Genomic DNA, 23,215 nt, shown 5'->3' on the forward strand with positions numbered 1-23,215 from the left:
TTAATAAGTCTAATTTAAGAACAATAAAACCTTCTTGTTCTTGACAAGTGAACACCGTAATATTCGGGAGGTCGAAGCACACGCTCTAGTTGAAAGTCCATATTCAGTCGGAGTGTAAAACGTAGCTTAAGCGAAATTTTACACTATTTATTGAGGAGAGCCGATTTAGCGTGGGAGCAACTGATTGATTATTATAGCCTCCGCTTCCAAATTGAATTTAATTTTCGTGATGCCAAACAATTCTGGGGGTTAGAAGATTTTATGAATGTTAGCCCAACTGCTGTGACTAATGCAGCTAACTTGTCATTTTTTATGGTCAATCTTTCTCACCTATTATTAGAGCAACTTCCTCAATTTTTACCCAACTCCGGTGTAATTGACCTCAAAGCCCACTTCCGGGGTTATAAATATGTTGAAGAAACCATTAAACTACTTGTGGAAAAACCTGAGCCAGTTTTATTGGCTCAGATTTTGGCAAGGATTAGCTGTCTGGGTCGTGTTCATCAGACTCGGGTTTCTTCTACTCCTTCCTAAAATTGGCGAAGGTATTGTGCAAGAAACCGGGTTTCTGCGTATGTGAGCAGTGATCGCAACTTATTAGACGCCAAGGTGACAGTATCTTGATGGCTCCCCAGCAGTAGTAATATAACTTGAACGTCTCGAAGGTCAAGGAAATTTTAGAGAGAAACGAGGCAATTGTCAACCGGGAATCTCCGTAAAATTACGGGGATTTTTTTTGAAAATTAAAGGCTTAAAATTCCGAATAATTACTGAGTGATTTCCCGGTAAAATCTGTTACCATAAACCCAAAGAATTAAATAGTTATTGATTGCGATCTGCCCAGATCATCGATTTTAATTTACAACTTTAGGGTTTAAAAGTCCCATGCTTAGACAATCTGACGTAGCGCGAATTTTAGGAGTTTCCCATCAACGAGTCTCTCAATTAAGATTGAGACACCGCATTGAGTTTGCTTGGGATGAAGACTTAAGAACGTGGGTGACAACACCCGAAGAAGTGGAACACTTCTTAGAATGTCGAGCCAAGCGTTCTGCTCTGGTTTATCATCAGGAACCCTCCTTGTCTATAGTGCGTAGCACTAGGGAATAGGGAATAGGGAATAGGGAATAGGGAATAAGTTGGCTAAATTTAGACCTGTCAACCACTGTTTAAGTTTTTTTTCAGGCACTGGAGGACTGTACTTCTAACAGCAGGGTAGGATTTTGTCTAAACTCTTGTTTTAAAGGGAGTTCAATGACAAATTCTGTGCCTTTTCCTAATTCTGAATAGCAGGTTAATTTACCCTGATGTTTGGCAATAATTTGATAACTAATAGCCAACCCTAAACCCGTTCCTTTTCCAACGGGTTTTGTCGTAAAAAAGGGTTCAAATAAACGATGTTTGACTCGATCTGTCATTCCAGGGCCATTGTCAGTAATGCGGATCACCACTCGATTCATGTCATTCAATTCGGTGTGAATCCGAATAGTTGGGGAAGTGGAAGAAATCTGCCATCCCACCGTCGGGGAATTCAAGCGCTGGGGAGGATGAATAAACTTAGATTCTCCTTCTAATAACGCATCAATGGCATTACTAAGAACATTCATAAAAACTTGATTCAACTGACCGGGATAACATTCAGTTTTCGGTAAGTTACCATATTCTTTAATTACTTGAATGGAGGGATTTCGTTTTTCCCTAGGGCTACCTGCTTGGGGGCGAAGTCGATGTTGTAAAATTAATAAAGTATTCTCCAACCCATCATGAATATTCACAGGTTTCATGTCTGCTTCATCCAAGCGAGAAAAATTCCGTAGGGAGAGCACAATTTCTCGAATTCGGTTGGCTCCGACTTCCATAGAAGATAAAATTTTAGGTAAATCATCGAGGATAAAATTTAACTCAATGGTTTCTTGATGTTGTAGAATTTCAGCATGGGGTTGGGGATAATACTGTTGATACAAGGCGATTAATTCTAATAGGTCTTGGATATATTGACTGGCATAGGTAATATTGCCATAAATAAACGTGATCGGGTTATTAATTTCATGGGCAATTCCAGCGACTAATTGACCTAAACTGGATAATTTTTCGGTTTGAATCAGTTGAGCTTGTGCTTGTCCTAATTCTCTTAAGGTGAGTTCTAATTGTTGCGCTTTAGCGCGTTCTCTGGCTTCTGATTGGCGTAGAGCTTCTTCTGTTTTTTTGCGATCGCTAATATCTTTAACGGTTCCCGTCATTCGTAGGGGTTGTTGTTGTTCATCGTGCACCACAACTTTACCATGATTGAGAATCCATTTCCATTCCCCAGCATGGCTTAACATTCGATGTTCCATTTCACAAAATGGGGTTTCTCCGGCTAAATGTTGTTTCAGAACAGCAATTACCGATTCTCGATCATCAGGATGAACTAACTTTAACCAAGAACGAGCTTTTCCTTGAATTTTGTTGGTGTCATACCCTAACATCGAACTCCATTGGGGACTAAAATAAACTTCTCCACTGACTAAATTCCAATCCCATAATCCTTGATCCGTTCCGGCTAAGGCTAATTTTAACCGTTCTTCACTGGCTTTCAAAGCTTCCGAGGCTTGGCGTTTTTCAGTAATATCAAAAATAGCACCATTTAACCAACAAGTTGATTCTTCATCGGTCAAAATAACTTGTCCTTTCTCATAAACCCAGCGAATGGTTCCATCTATCCCAATTAAGCGATATTCTAAAATATAAGGCTGTCGAGATTCTAAACTGACCCGAATTTTTCGCTTAACGGTCTCTAAATCATCGGCATGAATAATACTATTAAAAGAGCGGACTCGATTTTGAATAAAATCACTAGGGGGATATCCCGTAATCGTTTCAATCCCTTGACTGAGAAACACCATCATCCGGTCTTCTTCTAAAATTCCCCGATAGACTGCACCGGGAATATTCGAGACTAAGGAACGAAATTCTCCTTGACGTTCCCGTAATGTTCGTTCAATTTGTTTGCGATCGCTAATATCTCGTGCAAAGGCACATTGATATTCTTTTCCATTAAAATTGAGATGACTAATGGTAATTTCAACTGGAAAAACTCGGTTATGTTTGGTACGATGGCGAGCTTCAATATTCAAAGATCCACAACGCCTTAAAATTTTCCAATGTAATGCCCAAGAGGATTCAGGAAAATCAGGATTAATATTATGAATGGTCAACTTTAATAATTCTTCAGGTGCATAACCCAGAGACCGACAAGCCGCATCATTCACATATAAAATTTGTCCGTCTTCTCCCACCCAAAAAATCGCATCGGCGGCTTTATCAATGGAAAATTTAGTTAGTTTCAGGACTTCTTCTAGGGGTTCATGGAGATTTAATTTAATCGGAAAAGTCGTATCTAATCTAAATAAGTAAGAGAAATTGACTCGAAGTTTATCTAATTTTGAAGAGGTTTGAGAAGAAATAATTTGATGATGGCAACTTTCACAACTCTTGAAAAATTCAACCGATGGGGTAGGTGGAAAAATCCCCGTGGCGGATTGAGTCAGTAGGGGAATCAATCTCCCGACGCTCCCCAAAAACAAAACTGTAAACACAGCTTGACTGATACCGAGGACACTATGGGTAGGATAGAACCCTCGCAACAGATAGATCAGATGAAGTGTTCCATTGGCGATTAAACCCAAAATTAACAATGTCCCCAGGGACAACTGAGGTTGAGCGGTCGAAGGCTGGAAGGAAAACCGGGTTAAGACTCGACGCACCCAGGACGTTGATTCTACCGTTGGGGATGTCTGTAATTCTGAGACTCTGAGTTGACGATAAATCAGCCACCCCGCTAAGGCGTACTGAGCTATAATCATTAGCCCTTCTGTACCCAGAATAGAGGGTTGTAGGGGAATATTACTGGTGGCGTTGGGATAACAGAGGGGTGCAAATCCCTCTAAAATAATGGTATTTTCAAAAAAGGCTTTAAAAAATTCAAACATTCGCTTTAAATTGCCGATGATTTTAGAGAGGGCAATAGCAGAGTTAATAGACTTTTTGGAGAAAAAGCCCTGATCTTGATTGTGTACCACCCTGAATCTAAGGACTCTGTTATGCTGGCTTTATTGTAAGAAATTATTTAACGTTACTCTACAAATTAATACAAGTTGTTATACTTTTATTGAGTTATTTAAAGTTTTCTATCATTTTATCTCAATTTATCCGCCTAAATCCCCCCTTCGGCAAGCTCAGGGCATAGCCTTAAAAAGGGAGACTTAGAAGGGTGATTCCCCAAAAAAAGGGGGTTTCAGGAGATGATCTAATTTAAGACCCAGTTGACTAACATTCGCACGCCATAACCTGTTGCTCCGGCGGTATTATAACCGTTGTCTTTCTCCGTCCAAACTGGGCCAGCGACATCTAAATGAGCCCAGGGGGTTTTTTCTACAAATTGTTTCAGGAATAAGGTGGCTGTGATCGAACCCCCTGCCCTTGGCCCAGTATTTTTCATGTCGGCGTGCATGGCTTTTAATCCTTCAAAATATTTCTCTTCTAAGGGCATTCGCCAGAGTTTTTCACCGGATGTTTTGGCTGCGGTTTCTAACTCTTGAGCTAAGGTATCATCAGGACTCCATAACCCCGCAATATCATCGCCTAATGCAATAATACAAGCCCCTGTTAAGGTGGCTAAATCAATCATGGCATCCACCCCTAATTTGTCTGCAAAAACCAGGGCATCCGCTAAAGTTAATCGTCCTTCTGCATCGGTATTATTCACTTCAATAGTTTTACCATTAGAAGCTTTGAGAAAGTCTCCAGGGTGCATGGCGTGACCACTAATCATATTTTCGGTCACGGCACTAATAAAATGCACTTCCACATCGGGTTTTAATTGACCAATAACTTTTGCCGCCCCAAAGGTTGCCGCCGCCCCTCCCATATCCATTTTCATCATTTCAATCCCACTACCACTCACTTTCAGATTCAACCCGCCAGAATCAAAGGTTAATCCTTTACCAATAATGGCTAATTTGCGGCGTGGCGTTCCTTCAGGACGGTAGATTAAATGAATAAATTTAGGGGGTAAATCCGAAGCTTGAGCTACTCCTAAAAATGCCCCCATCCCTAATTTTTCACAGTCTTCTTTTTCCAGAATATTGAGTTCAAAACCGTAGGTTTCAGCGAGATTTTTTGCCATATCTGCCATTGTAATCGGGTTGATTTCATTAGCAGGAGCGGCGACTAATTCCCGTGCTAAAATGACACCCGAACAGATATTTTGAGCACGAGTAATGGCAGTTTCTGTTCCCGGTAAACCCAATAATTCAATCTGTGTAATGCCGTGACCTTTTTCGTCGGGTTCTGACTTAAATCGAGTATCTTGATAAAGGGCTAATTCAATGCCTTCAGTTATCGCTTGGGCGGTGGCTTCTGCTGTTTCAAAAATCGGTAAGCTCACCCCAACCGTTTTGGCTTTTAGGGATTTTGCGGTTTTGGCAATACTAGCAGCCGCCCGTCGTAAAGTATCTAATTGTAATTTATCCCCTTGACCTAAACCGACTAAAATCACTTTCCGAATCAAGCTATTTCCCCCGACGCGAGTGGAAATATTACTATCGGTTTTTGCCTTAAATTCGGTTTCTTCAATTAACTCTTTTAAGGTTCCTGCCAACTTTTCGTCTAAGGTGGCAAAGTCTCCCGTTAATTCAACTTGATCATCAAATAAACCTAGAGCGAGGACATCGCCTGACCAGTCTAAGGGGGATGTGTTTGTTGCTATAAATTCCATTGTTGTTTTCGTCTCAGTTACTCTAAAAAATATAAACCGTTTTCGGGTTCAGGAGGGAAGAAAAGCGTAAAGGTGAACCGGATTTTCGGTATTTTCTTGAAAAACTATGATTCCTGATGGTTAAATCTGATTTATTGTGTCCAGGTTTCGTGCCAGATTTTTCCTCCCACTTCCACACCACACAGGTCGCTGGTGGCTTCCAAAATCATACGGTTTTTGGCTGTTAATTGCAAGTGAATTTTTCCGTGCATGGTATCTCGACAACGAAAGATTAAGCCTTGTTCTGTTGGTGCTCTTAATAACGTTCCAGGGTGATCCGTTGTTGCGATTAATGACACTTCATACTGTTCATTTTTAGCGTTCATCACCCATTTTCCCCAAGGTTCAATTTCCCAATGTACCTCGGAATTCCAAGGCACAAATTCATAAAATTTGCCTTGATAATGAATCCCGACCAAAGCAACGGATTCAGACCACCATAACACCCCCCGTTGTCCACCTCCTGCGGTTAAGGCTAAATCCGGTTCTCCATTGAAACTATTACAATTGACCCAAAACCATTGTTTGGGAAAACTCCCGCCCCAATTTTTTTCACTGTAGGCTGGGGCTTTTTCAAACTCATAAATTCTCCCATTCCAATTAATCCAACCTGTTGCTAAACCATGAGCCATTAAAATTTGCCATCCGGGTTCAAAAATTTGTAAAAAAGATAACCATCCGGCGGTTGATTGTTGGGGTTGATCAGGATTTCCCCAGCCATAAATCGGTTGAATTTTGTATTGCCAATGACAAAATTGATTCGTAGCGGGATCAGATAATTTTCCTTGATGAAAGGTGGCAGTTCCTTGATAGCCTTGGTGAATATAACGCTCAAAAATTTCCGGTTCTAAATATCCGGGGGAGGCGGTTAAATCTGTTTTTCCCCAATGTCCTAATGCCAGTTGATCGGAGGTTGCCCAAAATTTTTTAACATCGGGAAAGGTGCGACATAAATATTGATCATCTGGCCCTAAAATTTGCGCGCCTCCCCCACTGTGGGGTTGATTTCCGATCGGATCTTCGATAGAATACATAAAGGCAAAGGTTTGTTTTTCTGGGGGTAAGGTAACTCGATAATACCACCCCTCAAAAAATCGGCGATCGCTTCCATCCCAATGATATCCACTATGGGGCGTTTGTAAAGGGTTCAATTGACGAGTCAAATTAAACATAAGCGTATTAAAATTATAGAGTAGGGAACAGGGAACAGGGAACAAATAACCGGAGTATTAGTATTTTAGGGGATTTCTATACCTAAATTATGGCTTTGAGTGCTATCCTGAAATAACGGATAAAAACCCAAATCGTAGTGAGTCCTTTAGGACTCTCTTCCCTCTTAAATTAAGTTAAGAAAGCCCTGAAGGGCTTACTACAGGTTATGAATGATATTCCAGGTTGGCGTTTATCTTTAACAAGTGCATTACACCGAAATCGCCATTTAGTTTATTCTCGTTATTTCCAATTAGCAACGGTTGGTTTAGAAGGTCGTCCGGCGAATAGAACGGTTGTATTTCGGGGGTTTTTACCGGAAACCAATCAACTGCAAATAATTACGGATAGTCGCAGTCAAAAAGTTAATCAAATTCAGAATTATGCTTGGGGAGAAGTCTGTTGGTATTTCCCAGAAACCCGTGAGCAATTTCGTCTATTTGGGGAATTAAAATTGATTTCCGATAGCTATCCTGATTTAACCTTAACCACCGCTAGAACAACCCTTTGGCAATTCTTATCAAATGCGGCAAAACAACAATTTTACTGGCCAGATTCTCGCCAACCTCGTTCAGAATCTACCGCTTTTAACCCCCTAGCTATTATTCCCCTTGAACCTCCGTCTAATTTTATTTTATTATTACTTGAACCCCAGGAAGTTGATCATTTAGACCTCCAAGGAGAACCTCAAAATCGTACCCTTTATTATTATAATTCTGAACAAGGTTGGTTAACAGAAATTGTTAATCCTTAAACAGGCTGTCAACAGTCAACAGTCAACAGCCAACCTTTGATCTCAATTTCCTCTGGCGGCTTTAATATTGGGTAAAGCAGAGCCATAATTGACTCGACACCCCAAATTAAATAAACTGGAACTACATTCTAGGGGAACAACTTGTTCACCTAATAAGGCGCTACAGCTAACATAATTATCATTATTTGTATCTTTCAACACACATTCAATGGGTTTCGCGCCTGAACTATTTGTCCACAGTTTCATCCCAAATTCTGCAACCCAATGTTGATAAAAGAAAGCCAAAATCCCAATTCCTAACAGCACAATTGCCAGTAATGTAATTCTGACTTTCCAACTACTCAGAATATTCCCCAAAAACCCTTTGATACTGTCCATGATTGATGCAGTCATCGGGGTTGCTGTATCTACAGGTTGATTCTCTGTCATAGTATCGTTCCTCTAAAATAAGGGCTGCTGAGGTTAAATCCGATTTAAGTTTAACGCTCAGGGTCTTACTTTCGTATTTTAACTGACTTTACTGAAGTTCAAACTGGATTTACACCAATAGGTATAGGGATTTTTAGGGACATCCCATTAATATACTAACGCTATTCTGCTTTAATCTTATCTAATAATTGATAAAAAGGTTGCCAATTATCCTCAACCGTAATCGGTTCCCAAATTGCCTCAATTTCAGGACGAACAATCACCACTTGAGGATTATAGTCTTTTAACCGTTGTTTGATTTCATCGAGTTCGGGATAGGATAAAGTTTGTAAATGATGATAATACAGTTGTCGCCAACGATCTAAATGCTGCATGGGTTCAGCGTCTTTTAAAATATTTTGCGGTTCGTCTTGCCATTGCTCACAAAACTGTTCTCGCAGTTGAATGAAAAAGTCATGATAATGAATCAAATTATCTTTCAGTAAATTAATCGTAATTTGCAAAAGTTCTTCGGCTTCTGGTGTGGGAATTTGGGAAAATCCCAAACGATTAATCATCCGTTGACGATAGAAATCTCGATAATACTGTTGAAATAAAGTTAACCCGGCTTGAAGGTCTTCTGAAGGAATGACTAAAGATAACGGTTTTTGTAATAACTCTAAGTTTCCTTCACAAACAAAGGGTTGATTTCCATAACAATATAATCCTCCATAATCAAAATAGGCGGCGGTAAATCGGAGGTTATAGTGAGGCATAAAGGCGTAGGGGCCATAATCGAAACTTTCCCCCGTAATTGACAGATTATCGGTATTTAAGACCCCATGACAAAACCCTGAAGCCATCCATTGTGCGGCTAATTCTGCGACTCGTTTGACTAATTCCGCATAAAATAAAGCATAGCGATCGCGTTCTGATGTTAAATTAGAATAATAATAAGTAATCACATGATCTAACAATTTTTCGATTAAATCCGGTCGTTTAAAATAGTGCAGTCGTTCAAAGGTTCCGAAGCGAATATGAGAACGACTAAACCGCACCATAACGGATGAGCGAGTCGGGGACGGTTCATCTCCTCGCCAGAGTTGTTCTCCGGTTTCAATTAAACTTAAACAGCGAGACGTTCTTACCTTCATTCGATGCAACATTTCAGCCGCTAAAACTTCCCGGACTCCGCCTTTTAAGGTTAGTCTTCCGTCGGCATTTCTGGAGTAGGGCGTTCTTCCCGATCCCTTTGTGCCAAAATCATATAATTCCCCATCTATTCCCCGCACTTGACCATATAAAAACCCCCGTCCATCTCCCAAATAGGGGTTATATTCTCCAAATTGATAACCGTGATAGCGCATGGCTAATAAGGGTTGCACGGTTTCAAATTTGCCAAAGGCTTCGATAAAATGCTCGTCTGTAACGGTTTCAGGGTTGAGTCCTAACTGGGTTAAAACTGCATCATTACGAAACCGCAGGATATGGAGCCCAAACTCACTGGCTGCTACAACATCGGAATAGTCACCGCCTAACGCCTCAAATGCGGGTTCATAGTCGAGGTGCAGGAACGGATTAGACATAAAATCCCCAATGATAACTTATTGACAATATTAGCCTAATTTTTAAATCCTGTCAATTTCTTATGTTTAAAAATCTTAAATTCCCTATCAGATATCCAGGGATAAATGCTATTATTTTTTGGGAATCATTCACCCTATCTCAATATTTTTAATAGCGTAATAAAACAGGAGTTAAGTCAATGAGTGAATTAATTAAAGCAATTCAAACGGGAGAAATTGAGAAAGTTCAAGCTTGTTTCAATCAAACCCTTGATCTAAATGCTCAGGATGAAAAGGGAAATACGGCATTAATTACCGCCATTAATTTAGGGCAAAAAGAGATAGTAAAACTATTATTAGAAGCCGGAGCCAATGTCAACAGTAGCGATAATGATGGTTGGACTCCCTTAATGGAAGCCTCAGCGAGTGGTAACTTAGAAATTGTGCAGTTATTATTAGAGTCTGGTGCAGAGATTAACGCTAAAACCAATTTTGATTTAACCGTATTAATGGCAGCCGCAGGAAGCGGACATAAACCGATTGTCGAATTCTTATTAAATCGAGGAGCAGATTTAACCGCTAAAGATCAGAATAGTTGGACAGCTTTAATTTGGGCTGCTTCTGAGAAACATACCGAAGTTGTAGAATACATTAAACAATTTCGAGATCATGATTAAAATAGGGAGTGAAGCGGGCAGGGATACCCGCTTACAATCCACTATCAACTCATCTTACAAATTAAGAATTACAAATTACAAGATTCGTAATTCGTAATTCGTAATTCGTAATTCGTAATTCTTATTATTCGTCCTCATCATCCTCATCATCTTCGTATTCATCATCAATCAACTCGTCATCGAGAATAGAGGACAATAAAGGATCATCTTCACTATCTTCATAGAACGCCTTACTGGTTTTACCGGGTTTCGCAGGAGGAGTTTCCCGTTCAAAACTGCTATAAACCCGTGCAGTTTGGTCATCCAGTACCACATCTCGCAGTTCGTCTTCGTCCTCTTCATCCAAATACAAGCTGCCATTATCAAAGCCATAGTCAGCACCACCCGCTTCCTCATAGGCATTGAAACCAGTTCCGGCCGGAATCAGACGTCCGATAATCACGTTTTCTTTCAGACCCCGTAACCAGTCGGATTTTCCTTCGATAGCGGCTTCTGTTAATACCCGTGTGGTTTCTTGGAAACTCGCCGCCGAAATAAAGCTATCGGTATTTAAGGAGGCTTTAGTAATCCCCAATAACACCGGAGTATATTTCGCTGGAGCACTTCCAGTAATGGACATGGCATCATTCACCTGTTCCACCTGGCGCAATTCTACCAGTTCTCCGGGTAACATCGTCGTATCCCCGCCATCATCAATCCGCACTTTCGAGGTCATCTGACGGACAATCACCTCAATATGCTTATCGGAAATATCAATCCCCTGAGACTGATAGACCGACTGCACCTCGTTCACCAAGAAGGTTTGACACTGTTGGAAACTGCCCAACGCCGCATCATACATTCCTTCCCCTTGTTCGAGATAATGATCATAGAACACTTCCAGAATCTCATGGGGATTAGACGGGCCATCGGTCAGAGGTTGTCCGGCATCTACTTTTTGACCATCAGACACTAATGGGGTTTGACCAGAGGTTAAGGGATAATCCGTAACAGTGCCATCGCTTTCGACCACCCGCAATTCGGCAATATCCTCATCCATCGAGACTTGGGCGGTTCCTGGGCGGCGGGCTAAAATACAAGCTTCCTTGGGTTTGCGAGCTTCTAACAATTCTTCAATCCGAGGCAACCCTTGAATAATATCCCCGGTTTTGGCTCGTTCAAACACCAATAATACTAGGTTATCCCCCCGTTGTACCAAATCCCCATCTTTAACATGGAGAATTGCACCCGGAGACACCCGGTAAGGACGACCCCGACGCATCGTAATCTGATTTCCCGTTACAGGTGTCGTACCCGCACCCACGATTTTGTCGCCCAACGCAATCACTTGACCCGACTCCGGCAAAATCACCCCGGTCGCAATTTCAGCCCCTTCCACCAACAGTTGACCCAGTTTCACATCCGGTTTCACCCCTTCTGGGAAATCAATAGTGGTTTGGTCAATATCCCGTACCACCAAACAACGGCGCAGAATTTCCGACCCCGACCGAATCCCCTGAATAATGCCATATTCCTTACACAGAATCTCGGTGCGGGTAACAACAGCCCCCTTCTCAATTTCCAGTCCGTCATGAACCAGTAACCGCGTCCGGGTGCTTCCCTGGGTGGCATCAGCCGTTACGTCCCGACGAATTACCAAAGACTCTAAAATCACCAACTGTAACCGCATGACATCGGGGCTACTTTCATCGGGAAGTAACTCAATATCCGCCGCTAACTGAGGGGCTTCCGTGCCAATACTAATCACCAACTGGGTTCGCAGCAGTTCCACCCCTTCCACAGACCGCACCCGTTCCCCATCTTTGTAGGTTAAGCGTTGCACAGCCCGCAGAGCAATAGACTCATTTAAAGACTCCTGAGATGGAACAGGAGGAGTTTCAGGAACACTAAACTCCACAACGGGACGCAACAACAATGCAGGGCCTTCGGGGGTTTCCACATATTCCACATAATGCAAGTCTGGAGAGATAATCCCTGGAATCACCTCTTGACCGGGATTAACAATCTGGCCATCAATCGCCATCACCATTTCCGGGTCATCGACTAAATGCAGTTCCCCCGATTTGATCACGATTTCTCGGAGAATATCATTTTTCTGAGTTACTTCGATCACCCCGTTGGTTTGACAGAAGATATCCTTGACCACTTCGGTTCCGGCTTCTACATACTGTCCATCCTCAGTTAACAGTAAGGAAATATCCTTATTCACCTCATGGCATTCTTCAGGAATCCATAACAGAGTCCCCCCCTGGGTGACTTCATAACCTTGTTTCCCCTTACCCCGTTTGGCGACTTCCACCCCGGCGTATTTGATAATCCCCCCGGTTTTTGTCCGGTAGCTATCGTCCATGAGTTCTGCAATCACATCATGGTTTTCTACCTTGGAACCGGGACTAACTTTCAGCAAGAAGCGGTGATTACTATTGGTCTCAATAATGTATTGTTCCCGTCCCTGCATTTGTACCAACCGCACCAAGGCTTCATCCAGGAGCACAGAGGCGGTAATAATCTCAATTTCACGGGGTAACTCATCGGGGCCAATTTGTTCGCGAATTCGGACTAATCCCCCATGTTCAGAGACGAGTTTGGTTTGGGCGAGAACGCTTCCCGGTTCTACCGAATCTCCGTTTTTAACCGCAGGTTCAGCCCCAGGAGGTAAGTTATAAACTTCTCCCCCTAAAACCCAAATCAGACCCCCCCGTTGGGCGATACGGGTCATATTTCCTTGACGGTCGGTTTTCTCTTCGGGAACCACATCCGCAAACTTGACTTCCCCAGCCAAATCCGTCGCCACATCTTTAGTAGCTTTTTCCGTTGTCTTCCGGGCTGTCCGACCTCCGGCGGGAATTTCTGCAAGAATTTGGTCAGCTTTTACCCGTTGACCATCTTGGACAACAATCGTTATCCCCTGGGAAAGGCTGTGTTTTTCTTGTTTTTTGTTTTCACTGTCTACCACAATATGGCCATTGCTTTCCACAATGAACGCATCATCTCCGTGACGGGTACGGAAGGGACGGACACGTAAGGTTTTCGGGAACTTAACAACTCCATCACTATGGGCACGAATCACCGCAGCCGCTTCGGCGGTAAACACCCCCCCAGTGTGGAATGTTCGCATCGTTAACTGGGTTCCCGGTTCGCCAATACTTTGAGCCGCGATAATTCCAATGGCTTCCCCTAAATCCACATTATGACCGTGGGCTAAACTCCACCCATAGCACGTTTGACAGACAGAGCGGTTGGCTTCACAAGTCAGGGGTGAGCGTAAAAACACCTCCTGAACCCCAGCATCCTGAATGGCGACAGCTAACTCCTCACTAACCGCCTGATTTTTAACCGCCTGTTCCCCTTGATATTCAACAATTTCTCCGGTTTCGGGATGGCGAACATCTTCCCCTAACACCCGACCCATGAGTCGGTCTTTTAGGGGAATTAACACCCGGTCGCCATCGGTCATGCTGCGAATCCGAATCCCCCGTGTTGTTCCACAGTCAATTTCTCGCAGAATCACATCCTGGGAAACGTCTACTAAACGACGAGTTAAATACCCAGAATCGGCGGTTCGCAAAGCGGTATCTACCAACCCTTTCCGCGCCCCATAGGAAGAAATAATATATTCTGTTACCGTTAAACCTTCACGGAAATTCGTTTTAATCGGTAAATCGATAATTTCCCCTTGGGGGTCAGCCATTAATCCCCGCATTCCCACTAACTGACGAACCTGGGAAATATTTCCCCGTGCGCCAGAGAATGCCATCATATAAACAGAGTTTAACGGATTACTGGCTTTGAAGTTTTCTACCACATGATCTTTTAAGGTTTCGGAAGTACCATTCCAAGTATCAATTACCTTTTGGAAACGTTCAACTTCAGTAATTTCCCCCTTCATATAACGGCGTTCTGTGTTGCGAATTTCTTCTTCTGCTTCTTCTAAGAGCACTCGTTTGGACGGGGGAACTTGTAAATCATCTACACTAATCGAAACCCCAGCTTTTGTGGCATAGCGGAATCCCAAATCCTTTAATTCATCAGCAATTTGGGCGGTTCTGGCTGTACCATGATTCATAAAAGCCCAGGACATTAATTTTTTTAATTGTCCTTTATCAATCACTTGATTCCGAAAGATTTTTTTCATAATAGGGAATAGGAAATAGAACGTAGTAAGCCCTAAAGGGCTGAGAGTCCTGAAGGACTCACTACTGTAGTAAGCCCTAAAGGGCTGAGAGTCCTGAAGGACTCACTACTGTAGTAAGCCCTAAAGGGCTGAGAGTCCTGAAGGACTCACTACTGATTATTGATGACTGAAAACACGGTTTTATTGAAAATCACCCGTCCTGGGGTGGTACGAATATATTGAGTTAGAATATTACCCTCCTTATCTTCTCGAACTCGACGTAAGAGTTTACCCGTTTTCTTACCCACATAGGTTTTAGTAATTATCCCGGTGAGAGCATCCTCCTGTTCAATATTGACCTGTTCAGCTTCATCGGATAACATTTCTCCGTCAAAGCGTACCATCACATAGGAATGTAACTCTAAAGACCCTTGTTGATAAGCAACAATGACATCCTCCAAATCCGCAAAATAACGCTCTTTTTGATCTTTAAATTTGGGATTTTCTGCGGTTAAATAGTAACATCCCAAAACCATATCCTGACTAGGGGTAACAATCGGTCGTCCCGTCGCTGGAGATAGAATATTATTGGAGGCTAACATTAATAGTCGAGCTTCCGATTGAGATTCAATAGACAGGGGAACGTGAACCGCCATTTGGTCACCGTCAAAGTCAGCGTTAAAGGCTGGACAGACTAACGGATGCAACTGAATCGCCCGACCATCCACTAAAATGGGTTCAAAGGCTTGAATCCCTAAACGGTGCAATGTCGGGGCACGGTTTAACATCACCGGATGTCCTGAAATCACCTCTTCTAAAACATCCCACACACTGGCATCATTGCGTTGAATCAGTTTTTTCGCCGCCTTAATATTATTAACTAATCCTTGACGAATCAAACGATTAATCACAAAAGGTTGGAACAATTCAATCGCCATTTCACGAGGTAAACCGCACTGGTGCATTTTTAATTTTGGCCCCACCACGATGACAGAACGACCCGAATAATCTACCCGTTTTCCTAATAAGTTTTGGCGGAATCGTCCCTGCTTCCCTTCAATAATATCCGACAAAGATTTTAACGGCCGATTATTCGCTCCAACCACCGTTCGACCTCGGCGACCATTATCAATTAAAGCATCAACCGCCTCCTGTAACATCCGTTTTTCGTTACGGATAATAATTTCAGGCGCTAAAATTTCTTGCAATCGAGCTAATCGATTATTACGGTTAATCACCCGACGATATAAATCGTTTAAATCCGAGGTCGCAAATCGTCCCCCATCCAACTGCACCATCGGGCGTAAATCAGGCGGAATCACGGGAATCACATTCAAAACCATCCATTCTGGTTTAGAACCCGTAGCCACAAAATTATCAATTACCCGCAACCGTTTAATTAATTTGGCACGTTTTTGACCCTTGGCTACGGCAATTTCTTCCCGCAATTTCTCCGCTTCTTCTTCTAAAGGAATATCCTCCAATAAACGAGCAATGGCTTCCGCCCCAATTCCCACTTCAATACCCGTTAAAGTGGATTCTTCACTATAAATTTGGTCTTCAATTTCTAACCAAGTATCTTCAGTTAATAACTGTTTATAAGACAAGCTATCATGGTTGCCTGGATTTAACACCACATAGGCATTAAAATAAACCACTTGCTCCACATCCCGCAATGGCATATCTAATAGAATTGCCATATAACTCGGAATCCCCTTGAGATACCAAACATGGGTAACAGGAGCCGCTAATTTGATATAACCCATGCGATGACGACGGACACGGGATTCTGTCACCTCTACGCCACAGCGTTCACAAACAATTCCACGATGTCTGACCCGTTTATATTTGCCACAATGACATTCCCAATCCTTGGCAGGGCCAAAAATTCGTTCACAGAATAGCCCGTCCATCTCCGGTTTTAGGGTTCTGTAATTGATGGTTTCGGGTTTTGTAACTTCTCCCACCACTTGACCATTCGGCAGCGTTCTCTCGCCCCACTGACGAATTCGTTCTGGAGACGCTAATCCAATTTTAACGTAATCAAACCGTTGTTCAAGTTTAGCCATGTTTCAGTTATCAGTTATCAGTTATCAGTTATCAGTTATCAGTGTAAGAGTCATCAGGTTTTCAATCATCAGATTTTCAGTCATCAGTCATCAGTCATGAGTTTTGGGTTTTTAGCTAACATTTATAAACGACTAACTATCAACTTTTAACTCTTCATTGATAACTGATGACTGATAACTGATAACTGATTATTCGTCTTCTTCTTCCACTGAACTACTTAAGTCATAAGTGGGTTTAGCGGGAGCAAAGTTATTCGCAGTGTAGGTCATGCGAGTTGCAGGAATATCAGCCATTAAGTCTACTTCCACATCTCGACTTCCTCCTTCGTCGGTGGTTTCCACTTTATGTACCGCAATATCCAAACACAAAGATTGCAACTCCCGCATCAACACTTTGAAGGATTCCGGTGTCCCTGGACGGGGAATAGTTTTGCCCTTAACAATGGCGTTGAGGGCTTCATTACGTCCCTGCATATCGTCGGATTTGACCGTTAACAACTCCTGCAAAGTATAAGCCGCCCCAAACGCCTCCAACGCCCACACCTCCATTTCTCCAAACCGTTGACCCCCTTGTTGCGCTTTCCCTCCCAAGGGTTGTTGCGTCACCAACGAGTAAGGGCCAGTAGACCGGGCGTGAATCTTATCATCCACCAAATGCACCAGTTTCAGCATATAGGCAATACCCACCGTCACGGGTTGGTCAAAGGGTTCTCCGGTGCGGCCATCATAAACTAAGGTTTTCCCCGGATAATTTTCATCAAATAACCAATTTTTCTTGGTTTTATCACGGGCTTGGCGTAATTTCGCATGAACGGTTTCCCGTGACATTTCAGACCCGTGCATTTCATCAAAGGGAACGACTTTGAACCGTTTTTTCAGGTTTTGACCCGCCCACCCTAATAAACATTCAAAGATTTGACCGACGTTCATCCGGCTGGGTACCCCCAAAGGATTTAACACAATATCCACCGGGCGACCATCGGGTAAATAAGGCATATCCTCAATGGGCAAAATCCGAGACACAATTCCTTTATTTCCGTGTCGTCCGGCCATTTTATCCCCGACTTGGATTTTGCGTTTTTGGGCAACATACACCCGCACCACCATATTCGCACCGGGGGGAAGTTCATCTCCTTGTTCACGGGTAAACACCCGCACATCCACCACCCGACCTTTCTCTCCGTTGGGAACCCGCAGAGAATTATCCCGCACATCCCGTGCTTTTTCTCCAAAAATCGCCCGCAGGAGTTTTTCTTCCGGTGGTTGGTCAGATTCCCCTTTCGGAGTCACTTTCCCCACTAAAATATCCCCAGACTCAACCCAAGCCCCCACTCGAATAATCCCACCCCCATCCAGTTGACGCAGGGAGTCTTCCCCAACGTTAGGAATCTCACGGGTAATTTCTTCAGGGCCGAGTTTGGTTTGTCGAGCTTCAATTTCATACTTCTCAACATGGATGGAAGTATAAATATCCTGTTGCACCAGACGCTCACTAATTAAAATCGCGTCTTCGTAGTTATACCCTTCCCAAGGCATATAGGTCACTAAAATATTGTGACCGAGTGCCAATTCTGCCCCTTCCGTTGAGGAACCATCCGCTAGTACCTGTCCAGCTACCACTTGATCTCCTTCATAAACCAAGGGACGCTGGTTTAAACAAGTATCTTGGTTAGAACGTTGATATTTTTGTAATTCGTACTCGATATAGCCAGCGTATTTTTGCTTCCATACCGAGGGCTGTTTGGTTTTGAGGTCGAGGTCGTCGTATTCGCGAATCAGGAAACTTTCTTCGCTAGAAGTAGACTCGGCATCTACCGACAGGGATTTGACAATAATCCGAGAGCCATCAATATAGCTGACTTCCCCGTCTGTCCGAGACACAATCACCATCCCACTATCACGGGCAGCCTGAGCCTCTAACCCGGTTCCCACTAAGGGCCGTTCAGGACGTAACAAAGGCACAGCTTGACGTTGCATATTAGACCCCATCAAAGCTCGGTTCGCATCATCGTGTTCGAGGAAGGGAATTAAAGAGGTTGCTACAGATACAATTTGTACCGGAGACACCGCCGCATAGTCTACCTGCATGGGAGTTGTCGTGGTGAACTCCTGGCGATAGCGCACTGGAACAATTTCCCCTAAAATTGTCCCCTCGGCATCGGTGCTGATATCTCCCGGCGCGACCCGCAAATCGTCTTCCTCATCAGCCGTCATGTACACCGCAGGTAAATCCAGGCGGACTTTGCCATTCTCAACTTTATTATAGGGAGTGGCAATGAATCCGTAGGGGTTGACCCGTGCTAAGGTTGCCAAAGACCCAATTAACCCGGCGTTTGGCCCTTCAGGGGTTTCAATGGGACAAATCCGACCATAATGGCTAGGGTGAATATCTCGAACAGCAAACCCCGCCCGTTCACGGGTTAATCCTCCAGGGCCAAGGGCGGATAAACGACGTTTATGGGTCAGTTCCGCCAAGGGATTCGTCTGATCCATAAACTGCGATAATTGAGAACTACCGAAAAACTCTTTAATCGCGGCAACAAGGGGTTTGGGGTTAACCAAAGACGCAGGAGTTAAAGCATCGGCATCACTCACCGTCATCCGTTCCCGAATAATCCGTTCTAAACGGTTTAACCCAACCCGGACTTGGTTTTGCAGCAGTTCACCCACCGAACGTACCCGACGATTTCCTAAGTGGTCAATATCATCGGTTTCGCCGATATCGTATTCCAGGTTAACCAAATAATCAATCGCCGCCAGAATATCAGTAGAGGTCAAAACTCGCGTCGTATCGGGAATGGTCAGCCGCAGTTTTTTATTGAGTTTATAGCGTCCCACCCGACCCAAATCATAGCGTTTGGCATCGAAGAAGCGGTTATTGAGTAACTGTTCCCCTCCGGCTACCGTTGGGGGTTCCCCTGGACGGAGTTTGCGGTACAGTTCCATTAAGGCGTCGTCTTCGGTAAATTCTCCTTCCCGTTCAATGGTTTTTTCAAAGTATTCGGGATGGCGTAACGCATCAAAAATTTCGTTATTAGTAAGACCCAAAGCTTTTAATAAAACTTGGGCTGATAGTTTGCGGGTTTTATCAATTCTCACCCACACTAAATCATTTTTATCGGTTTCAAATTTTAACCAAGCCCCTCGGTTAGGAATTAAGGACGCGCTATAAGTCCGCCGTCCGTTTTTATCAATTTCAGATTTATAATAAACCCCTGGACTTCTGACAATTTGGTTAACAATAACTCGTTCTGCCCCGTTGATGATAAAGGTTCCCCGTTCAGTCATCAAGGGTAAATCCCCGATAAAGACTTCTTGTTCTTTAATTTCTCCTGTTTCTTTATTAATTAAACGAGTCGGAACATACATCTGCACGGCGTAGGTACTATCCCGCCGTTTGGCTTCATCAACGTCATATTTAGGGCGCTTGAGTTTATAATCTTTGGCTAAAAAATGCAGTTCCAACTTCCCCGTATAGTCGGTAATGGGTGAAAAACTTTCCAACTCTTCAATTAGCCCCGCTTCCAAAAACCAACGAAAGCTTGACCGTTGAATTTCAATTAAGTCAGGAAGCAAGAAAGTAGGTTCGTTGTGGGTTAGATTTGCCATTTATCAGTTATTAGTAATCAGTTATCAGTTATCAGTTATCAGTTATCAGTTATCAGTTATCAGTTATCAGGTTTTGATAACTGTATTAGGCTCTCCGCACGTCTCTATACTGATAATTGAAACAGTTGACAAGCATTATGGGTGGTTTGTTGACAGAGGGTTTCTAGGGGAATGTTCCGCAGTTGAGCAACCGTTTCTGCAACATGACGCACAAAGGCAGGTTCGTTGCGTTTTCCGCGTTTAGGAACAGGGGCTAGAAAAGGACAATCTGTTTCCACTAAAATCCGATTAGAGGGAACTTGACGAGCGCAGTCTTGAATAGCAATCGCTTTTTTAAACGTCACGGTTCCACTAAAGCTGATATACAACCCTAACGCCAGAAACTGCTCTTGTTCTTCCGGGGTTCCTCCCCAACAGTGCATCACCCCAGAAACTGTCCCCCGTTGTTCCCAAAATTTTTGTAAGAGATGAATCAGGGTTGCGGCTGCATCCCGACAGTGAATGATCACAGGTTTATTCAATCGATAGGCAATCTCTAGCTGTTCGGTGAACACCTGGATTTGTTGCTCTCGGTTATCGGCTTTATAAAAATCAAGCCCCATTTCGCCAATGGCAACGACTCTATCATCGGATTGGGCGAGTTGGGTTATGGTTTCCGCCGAGGTAGAATTCCAGAGTTGGCTATCCAACGGATGCAACCCAACAGCAAAGCTGAGTTCGGGGACTTGATTAGCAATATCCTGTATCTCCTGAAATTCTCCAGGATGAACACAAGAATGGACTAAACGAACGACTCCCGCTTCTTGCCATCTCTGTCGAATTGCCTCTAAGTCGGATGCCAATTCTTTAAAATTAATATGAACGTGGGTATCAATCAGTTGCATAGTCTGTATAGTCACAGTAATCAGTTATTAGTTATCAGTAATCAGCAATCCGTTGTTTCGTCCCCGCTTTCTTGTGGGTTCACAATTGACAACTGTTGACGCTTCACTGTTGACTCTTCACGATTGACTGTTGACTCTTCACTGTTTACTGATAACTGTTTACTGATAACTGATGGGTTAGGCAGCAACGGTTTGGTGACGCTTTAAGGCTCTTGCCAAGCGAGATTTTTTGCGTGCACCATTGTTAGGATGCAAAACCCCTTTTTTGACAGCTTTGTCAATTTTACTAAAGGCAGCCGACATTTGTTGATTGACGGCGGCGAGATTATCGGTTGTAGGGTCAGCCCCGTATTTATCAACTGAGGTCAGACATTTTTTCATTAAGGTTTTAACGGCTGACTTGTACGATTTGTTACGCAACCGATTGCGCTCTGCAATTTCGACTCGTTTGACAGCAGATTTAATATTGGCCATAGGTTCTGGTTGAAGAAGACGCAGGTATTCCGATTAGAGATACTAAGTTACAGACCTACTACTATAACATTTATTTTGTCAAATTCAACCCCACTTCCTATGGACTCACAGGAAGCCAAAAAATTCTCGATTCTGGCATTCTAGCAAAAAAAAATCGGTTTCAAGCCCCATCCTAGAAGGACAGCTTTTTATGCTATACTCAATGGGGTATGTATCCCCTGAGTATTGGCAAGGAAGCAAGGGGGATAAGTTCTGAAACTGTGGTCAGTTTGGCCCAGCCCTTAGAAAGTGAATCCTTGTTGTCTGTTTCCTATCTCGGCCCTAGTTTCTTAAGGTTGGCACTCCGAATCACCATGCTGCGAATTATTACTCAGTGGGTTGAAGCACAAGCTGAATTGCGACGGATCTCTGACCGTACCCATGATGACACGATGATCCATAAAGAGGCAACGGTGCGGGAGGTGCTGCAAACAGTTCGGCGTCAAGGAGATAAAGCACTTCTCCACTACACGGAAGAATTTGATCAACAGACCTTAACATTAGACCAATTGCGGGTGAGTGGTTCAGAGTTAGACGCAGCTTACCAACAAGTGTCTAAAGAATTACTCAATGCGATCCAGTTGGCCCGCAAACAAATTGAAGCCTTTCACCGCCAACGGATTCCCAAGTCTTGGGTTCAGTTTGAAAATGACGAGGTGGTTCTCGGAAAACGATATACTCCCGTTGATCGGGCTGGACTTTATGTACCGGGGGGTAAAGCTTCGTACCCTAGTACCGTGTTGATGAATGCGGTTCCGGCTCAAGTCGCCAAAGTGCCTCGGATTGTCATGGTCACACCCCCAGGGCCAGATCATAAAATTAATCCGGCGGTTTTAGTCGCGGCTCAGGAAGCCGGGGTACATGAAATTTATCGGGTTGGGGGAGCACAAGCGGTTGCTGCTTTGGCCTATGGCACGGAAACCATCCCGAAAGTGGATGTAATTACCGGCCCTGGTAATATTTATGTGACGTTGGCGAAAAAATTGGTTTATGGAACCGTGGGCATTGATTCCCTAGCGGGGCCATCGGAAGTTTTAGTGATTGCGGATAGCTTGGCGAACCCGGTTCATGTGGCGGCGGATTTATTAGCCCAAGCGGAACACGATACCTTAGCGGCGGCGATTTTATTAACAACGGATTCAGCTTTAGCCCGACAAGTGGTGGCAGAGGTTGAGCGACAGTTAGTGAACCATCCCCGACGCACCTTAACAGAAAAAGCCATCGCCCATTATGGTTTAGTGGTCGTTGTAGAATCCTTGGAGGCGGCGGCTCAATTATCCAATGAGTTTGCCCCCGAACACTTGGAATTAGAAGTGGCGGAACCTTGGGATTTACTCGAAAGTATTCGCCATGCCGGGGCTATCTTTTTAGGTTGTTCCACACCGGAGGCCGTTGGGGATTATTTAGCTGGCCCTAACCATACCTTACCGACATCGGGCGCCGCCCGTTATGCATCAGCCCTAGGGGTGGAAACTTTTATGAAACATTCGAGTTTAATTCAGTATTCTCCAACGGCTTTACAGAAGGTGGCTGGCGCCATTCAAGTCTTGACCGCCGCCGAAGGTTTACCGTCTCATGGGGACTCGGTACGGCTGAGAACGGAACCTTAGAATCAG

General features: G+C 43.6%; 14 protein-coding genes and 1 pseudogene. 5 read left to right on the forward strand and 10 right to left on the reverse strand.

Translation table 11 applies throughout. The features are described 5' to 3' along the window. Positions 1 to 162 precede the first annotated feature (162 nt). A pseudogene (locus tag H6G57_RS25330) lies at positions 163 to 534 on the forward strand (IS4 family transposase); the annotation flags it as partial. Between the two features lie 351 nt (positions 535 to 885). Further along, positions 886 to 1,110: a hypothetical protein gene (locus tag H6G57_RS25335; RefSeq protein ID WP_190523716.1), complete on the forward strand. Its 225-nt coding sequence runs from the start codon at positions 886 to 888 to the stop codon at positions 1,108 to 1,110. Positions 1,111 to 1,181: 71 nt separating this feature from the next. Here the strand turns inward: H6G57_RS25335 and H6G57_RS25340 are convergent, their stop codons facing one another. From H6G57_RS25340 to H6G57_RS25350, 3 genes are all read right to left on the reverse strand, one after another. Next, positions 1,182 to 3,971: a PAS domain-containing protein gene (locus H6G57_RS25340; protein WP_242049090.1), complete on the reverse strand. Its 2,790-nt coding sequence runs from the start codon at positions 3,969 to 3,971 to the stop codon at positions 1,182 to 1,184. A 317-nt stretch (positions 3,972 to 4,288) separates the two neighbouring features. After that, positions 4,289 to 5,758: a leucyl aminopeptidase gene (locus H6G57_RS25345; RefSeq protein WP_190523717.1), complete on the reverse strand. Its 1,470-nt coding sequence runs from the start codon at positions 5,756 to 5,758 to the stop codon at positions 4,289 to 4,291. A 131-nt stretch (positions 5,759 to 5,889) separates the two neighbouring features. Further along, a complete protein-coding gene (locus H6G57_RS25350; RefSeq protein ID WP_190523718.1) occupies positions 5,890 to 6,969 on the reverse strand; it encodes a tocopherol cyclase family protein in 1,080 nt (359 codons plus the stop codon). 206 nt (positions 6,970 to 7,175) lie between these two features. Here H6G57_RS25350 and H6G57_RS25355 point away from each other — a divergent pair, with 206 nt between their 5' ends. Further along, a complete protein-coding gene (locus H6G57_RS25355; RefSeq protein ID WP_190523719.1) occupies positions 7,176 to 7,760 on the forward strand; it encodes an Npun_F5749 family FMN-dependent PPOX-type flavoprotein in 585 nt (194 codons plus the stop codon). Between the two features lie 42 nt (positions 7,761 to 7,802). Here the strand turns inward: H6G57_RS25355 and H6G57_RS25360 are convergent, their stop codons facing one another. Next, positions 7,803 to 8,189 carry a hypothetical protein gene (locus tag H6G57_RS25360; RefSeq protein ID WP_190523720.1) on the reverse strand — a complete coding sequence of 129 codons (387 nt, stop codon included), beginning with the start codon at positions 8,187 to 8,189 and terminating at the stop codon, positions 7,803 to 7,805. Positions 8,190 to 8,350: 161 nt separating this feature from the next. Then, positions 8,351 to 9,754: a YdiU family protein gene (locus tag H6G57_RS25365; RefSeq protein WP_190523721.1), complete on the reverse strand. Its 1,404-nt coding sequence runs from the start codon at positions 9,752 to 9,754 to the stop codon at positions 8,351 to 8,353. A 179-nt stretch (positions 9,755 to 9,933) separates the two neighbouring features. Between H6G57_RS25365 and H6G57_RS25370 the strand changes: the two genes are divergently transcribed. After that, on the forward strand, positions 9,934 to 10,410 hold the full coding sequence (locus tag H6G57_RS25370; protein WP_190523722.1) for an ankyrin repeat domain-containing protein: 477 nt from the start codon (positions 9,934 to 9,936) through the stop codon (positions 10,408 to 10,410). A 124-nt stretch (positions 10,411 to 10,534) separates the two neighbouring features. On the opposite strand, the gene H6G57_RS25375 is transcribed toward H6G57_RS25370, so the two are convergent. The 5 genes from H6G57_RS25375 to rpsT all read right to left on the reverse strand — a co-directional run bounded on the left by H6G57_RS25375 (position 10,535) and on the right by rpsT (position 21,560). Further along, positions 10,535 to 14,545, reverse strand: coding sequence for a DNA-directed RNA polymerase subunit beta' (locus H6G57_RS25375; RefSeq protein WP_190523723.1), 4,011 nt, complete (start codon positions 14,543 to 14,545; stop codon positions 10,535 to 10,537). A 149-nt stretch (positions 14,546 to 14,694) separates the two neighbouring features. After that, complete coding sequence (locus H6G57_RS25380) at positions 14,695 to 16,593, reverse strand: DNA-directed RNA polymerase subunit gamma (RefSeq protein ID WP_190523724.1); 1,899 nt, start codon at positions 16,591 to 16,593, stop codon at positions 14,695 to 14,697. Between the two features lie 189 nt (positions 16,594 to 16,782). Next, positions 16,783 to 20,202 carry a DNA-directed RNA polymerase subunit beta gene (gene rpoB, locus H6G57_RS25385; protein ID WP_190523726.1) on the reverse strand — a complete coding sequence of 1,140 codons (3,420 nt, stop codon included), beginning with the start codon at positions 20,200 to 20,202 and terminating at the stop codon, positions 16,783 to 16,785. A 104-nt stretch (positions 20,203 to 20,306) separates the two neighbouring features. Beyond that, a complete protein-coding gene (locus tag H6G57_RS25390; protein WP_190523799.1) occupies positions 20,307 to 21,086 on the reverse strand; it encodes a TatD family hydrolase in 780 nt (259 codons plus the stop codon). A 177-nt stretch (positions 21,087 to 21,263) separates the two neighbouring features. Continuing rightward, entirely contained in the window at positions 21,264 to 21,560 is a 297-nt protein-coding gene (gene rpsT, locus H6G57_RS25395) for a 30S ribosomal protein S20 (protein WP_072718443.1), read from the reverse strand. Positions 21,561 to 21,913: 353 nt separating this feature from the next. Here rpsT and hisD point away from each other — a divergent pair, with 353 nt between their 5' ends. Then, a complete protein-coding gene (gene hisD / locus H6G57_RS25400) occupies positions 21,914 to 23,209 on the forward strand; it encodes a histidinol dehydrogenase (RefSeq protein ID WP_190523804.1) in 1,296 nt (431 codons plus the stop codon). The last annotated feature ends 6 nt before the right edge of the window (positions 23,210 to 23,215 follow it).

The organism is Planktothrix sp. FACHB-1365, assembly GCF_014697575.1.
In the GTDB taxonomy this organism is placed as follows: domain Bacteria; phylum Cyanobacteriota; class Cyanobacteriia; order Cyanobacteriales; family Microcoleaceae; genus Planktothrix.

Coding starts and splice junctions, on each gene's coding strand:
- H6G57_RS25335 (WP_190523716.1), top strand. CDS start 886: ATGCTTAGACAATCTGACGTAGCGCGAATTTTAGGAGTTTCCCATCAA.
- H6G57_RS25340 (WP_242049090.1), bottom strand. CDS start 3,971: ATGTTTGAATTTTTTAAAGCCTTTTTTGAAAATACCATTATTTTAGAG.
- H6G57_RS25345 (WP_190523717.1), bottom strand. CDS start 5,758: ATGGAATTTATAGCAACAAACACATCCCCCTTAGACTGGTCAGGCGAT.
- H6G57_RS25350 (WP_190523718.1), bottom strand. CDS start 6,969: ATGTTTAATTTGACTCGTCAATTGAACCCTTTACAAACGCCCCATAGT.
- H6G57_RS25355 (WP_190523719.1), top strand. CDS start 7,176: ATGAATGATATTCCAGGTTGGCGTTTATCTTTAACAAGTGCATTACAC.
- H6G57_RS25360 (WP_190523720.1), bottom strand. CDS start 8,189: ATGACAGAGAATCAACCTGTAGATACAGCAACCCCGATGACTGCATCA.
- H6G57_RS25365 (WP_190523721.1), bottom strand. CDS start 9,754: ATGTCTAATCCGTTCCTGCACCTCGACTATGAACCCGCATTTGAGGCG.
- H6G57_RS25370 (WP_190523722.1), top strand. CDS start 9,934: ATGAGTGAATTAATTAAAGCAATTCAAACGGGAGAAATTGAGAAAGTT.
- H6G57_RS25375 (WP_190523723.1), bottom strand. CDS start 14,545: ATGAAAAAAATCTTTCGGAATCAAGTGATTGATAAAGGACAATTAAAA.
- H6G57_RS25380 (WP_190523724.1), bottom strand. CDS start 16,593: ATGGCTAAACTTGAACAACGGTTTGATTACGTTAAAATTGGATTAGCG.
- rpoB (WP_190523726.1), bottom strand. CDS start 20,202: ATGGCAAATCTAACCCACAACGAACCTACTTTCTTGCTTCCTGACTTA.
- H6G57_RS25390 (WP_190523799.1), bottom strand. CDS start 21,086: ATGCAACTGATTGATACCCACGTTCATATTAATTTTAAAGAATTGGCA.
- rpsT (WP_072718443.1), bottom strand. CDS start 21,560: ATGGCCAATATTAAATCTGCTGTCAAACGAGTCGAAATTGCAGAGCGC.
- hisD (WP_190523804.1), top strand. CDS start 21,914: ATGCTGCGAATTATTACTCAGTGGGTTGAAGCACAAGCTGAATTGCGA.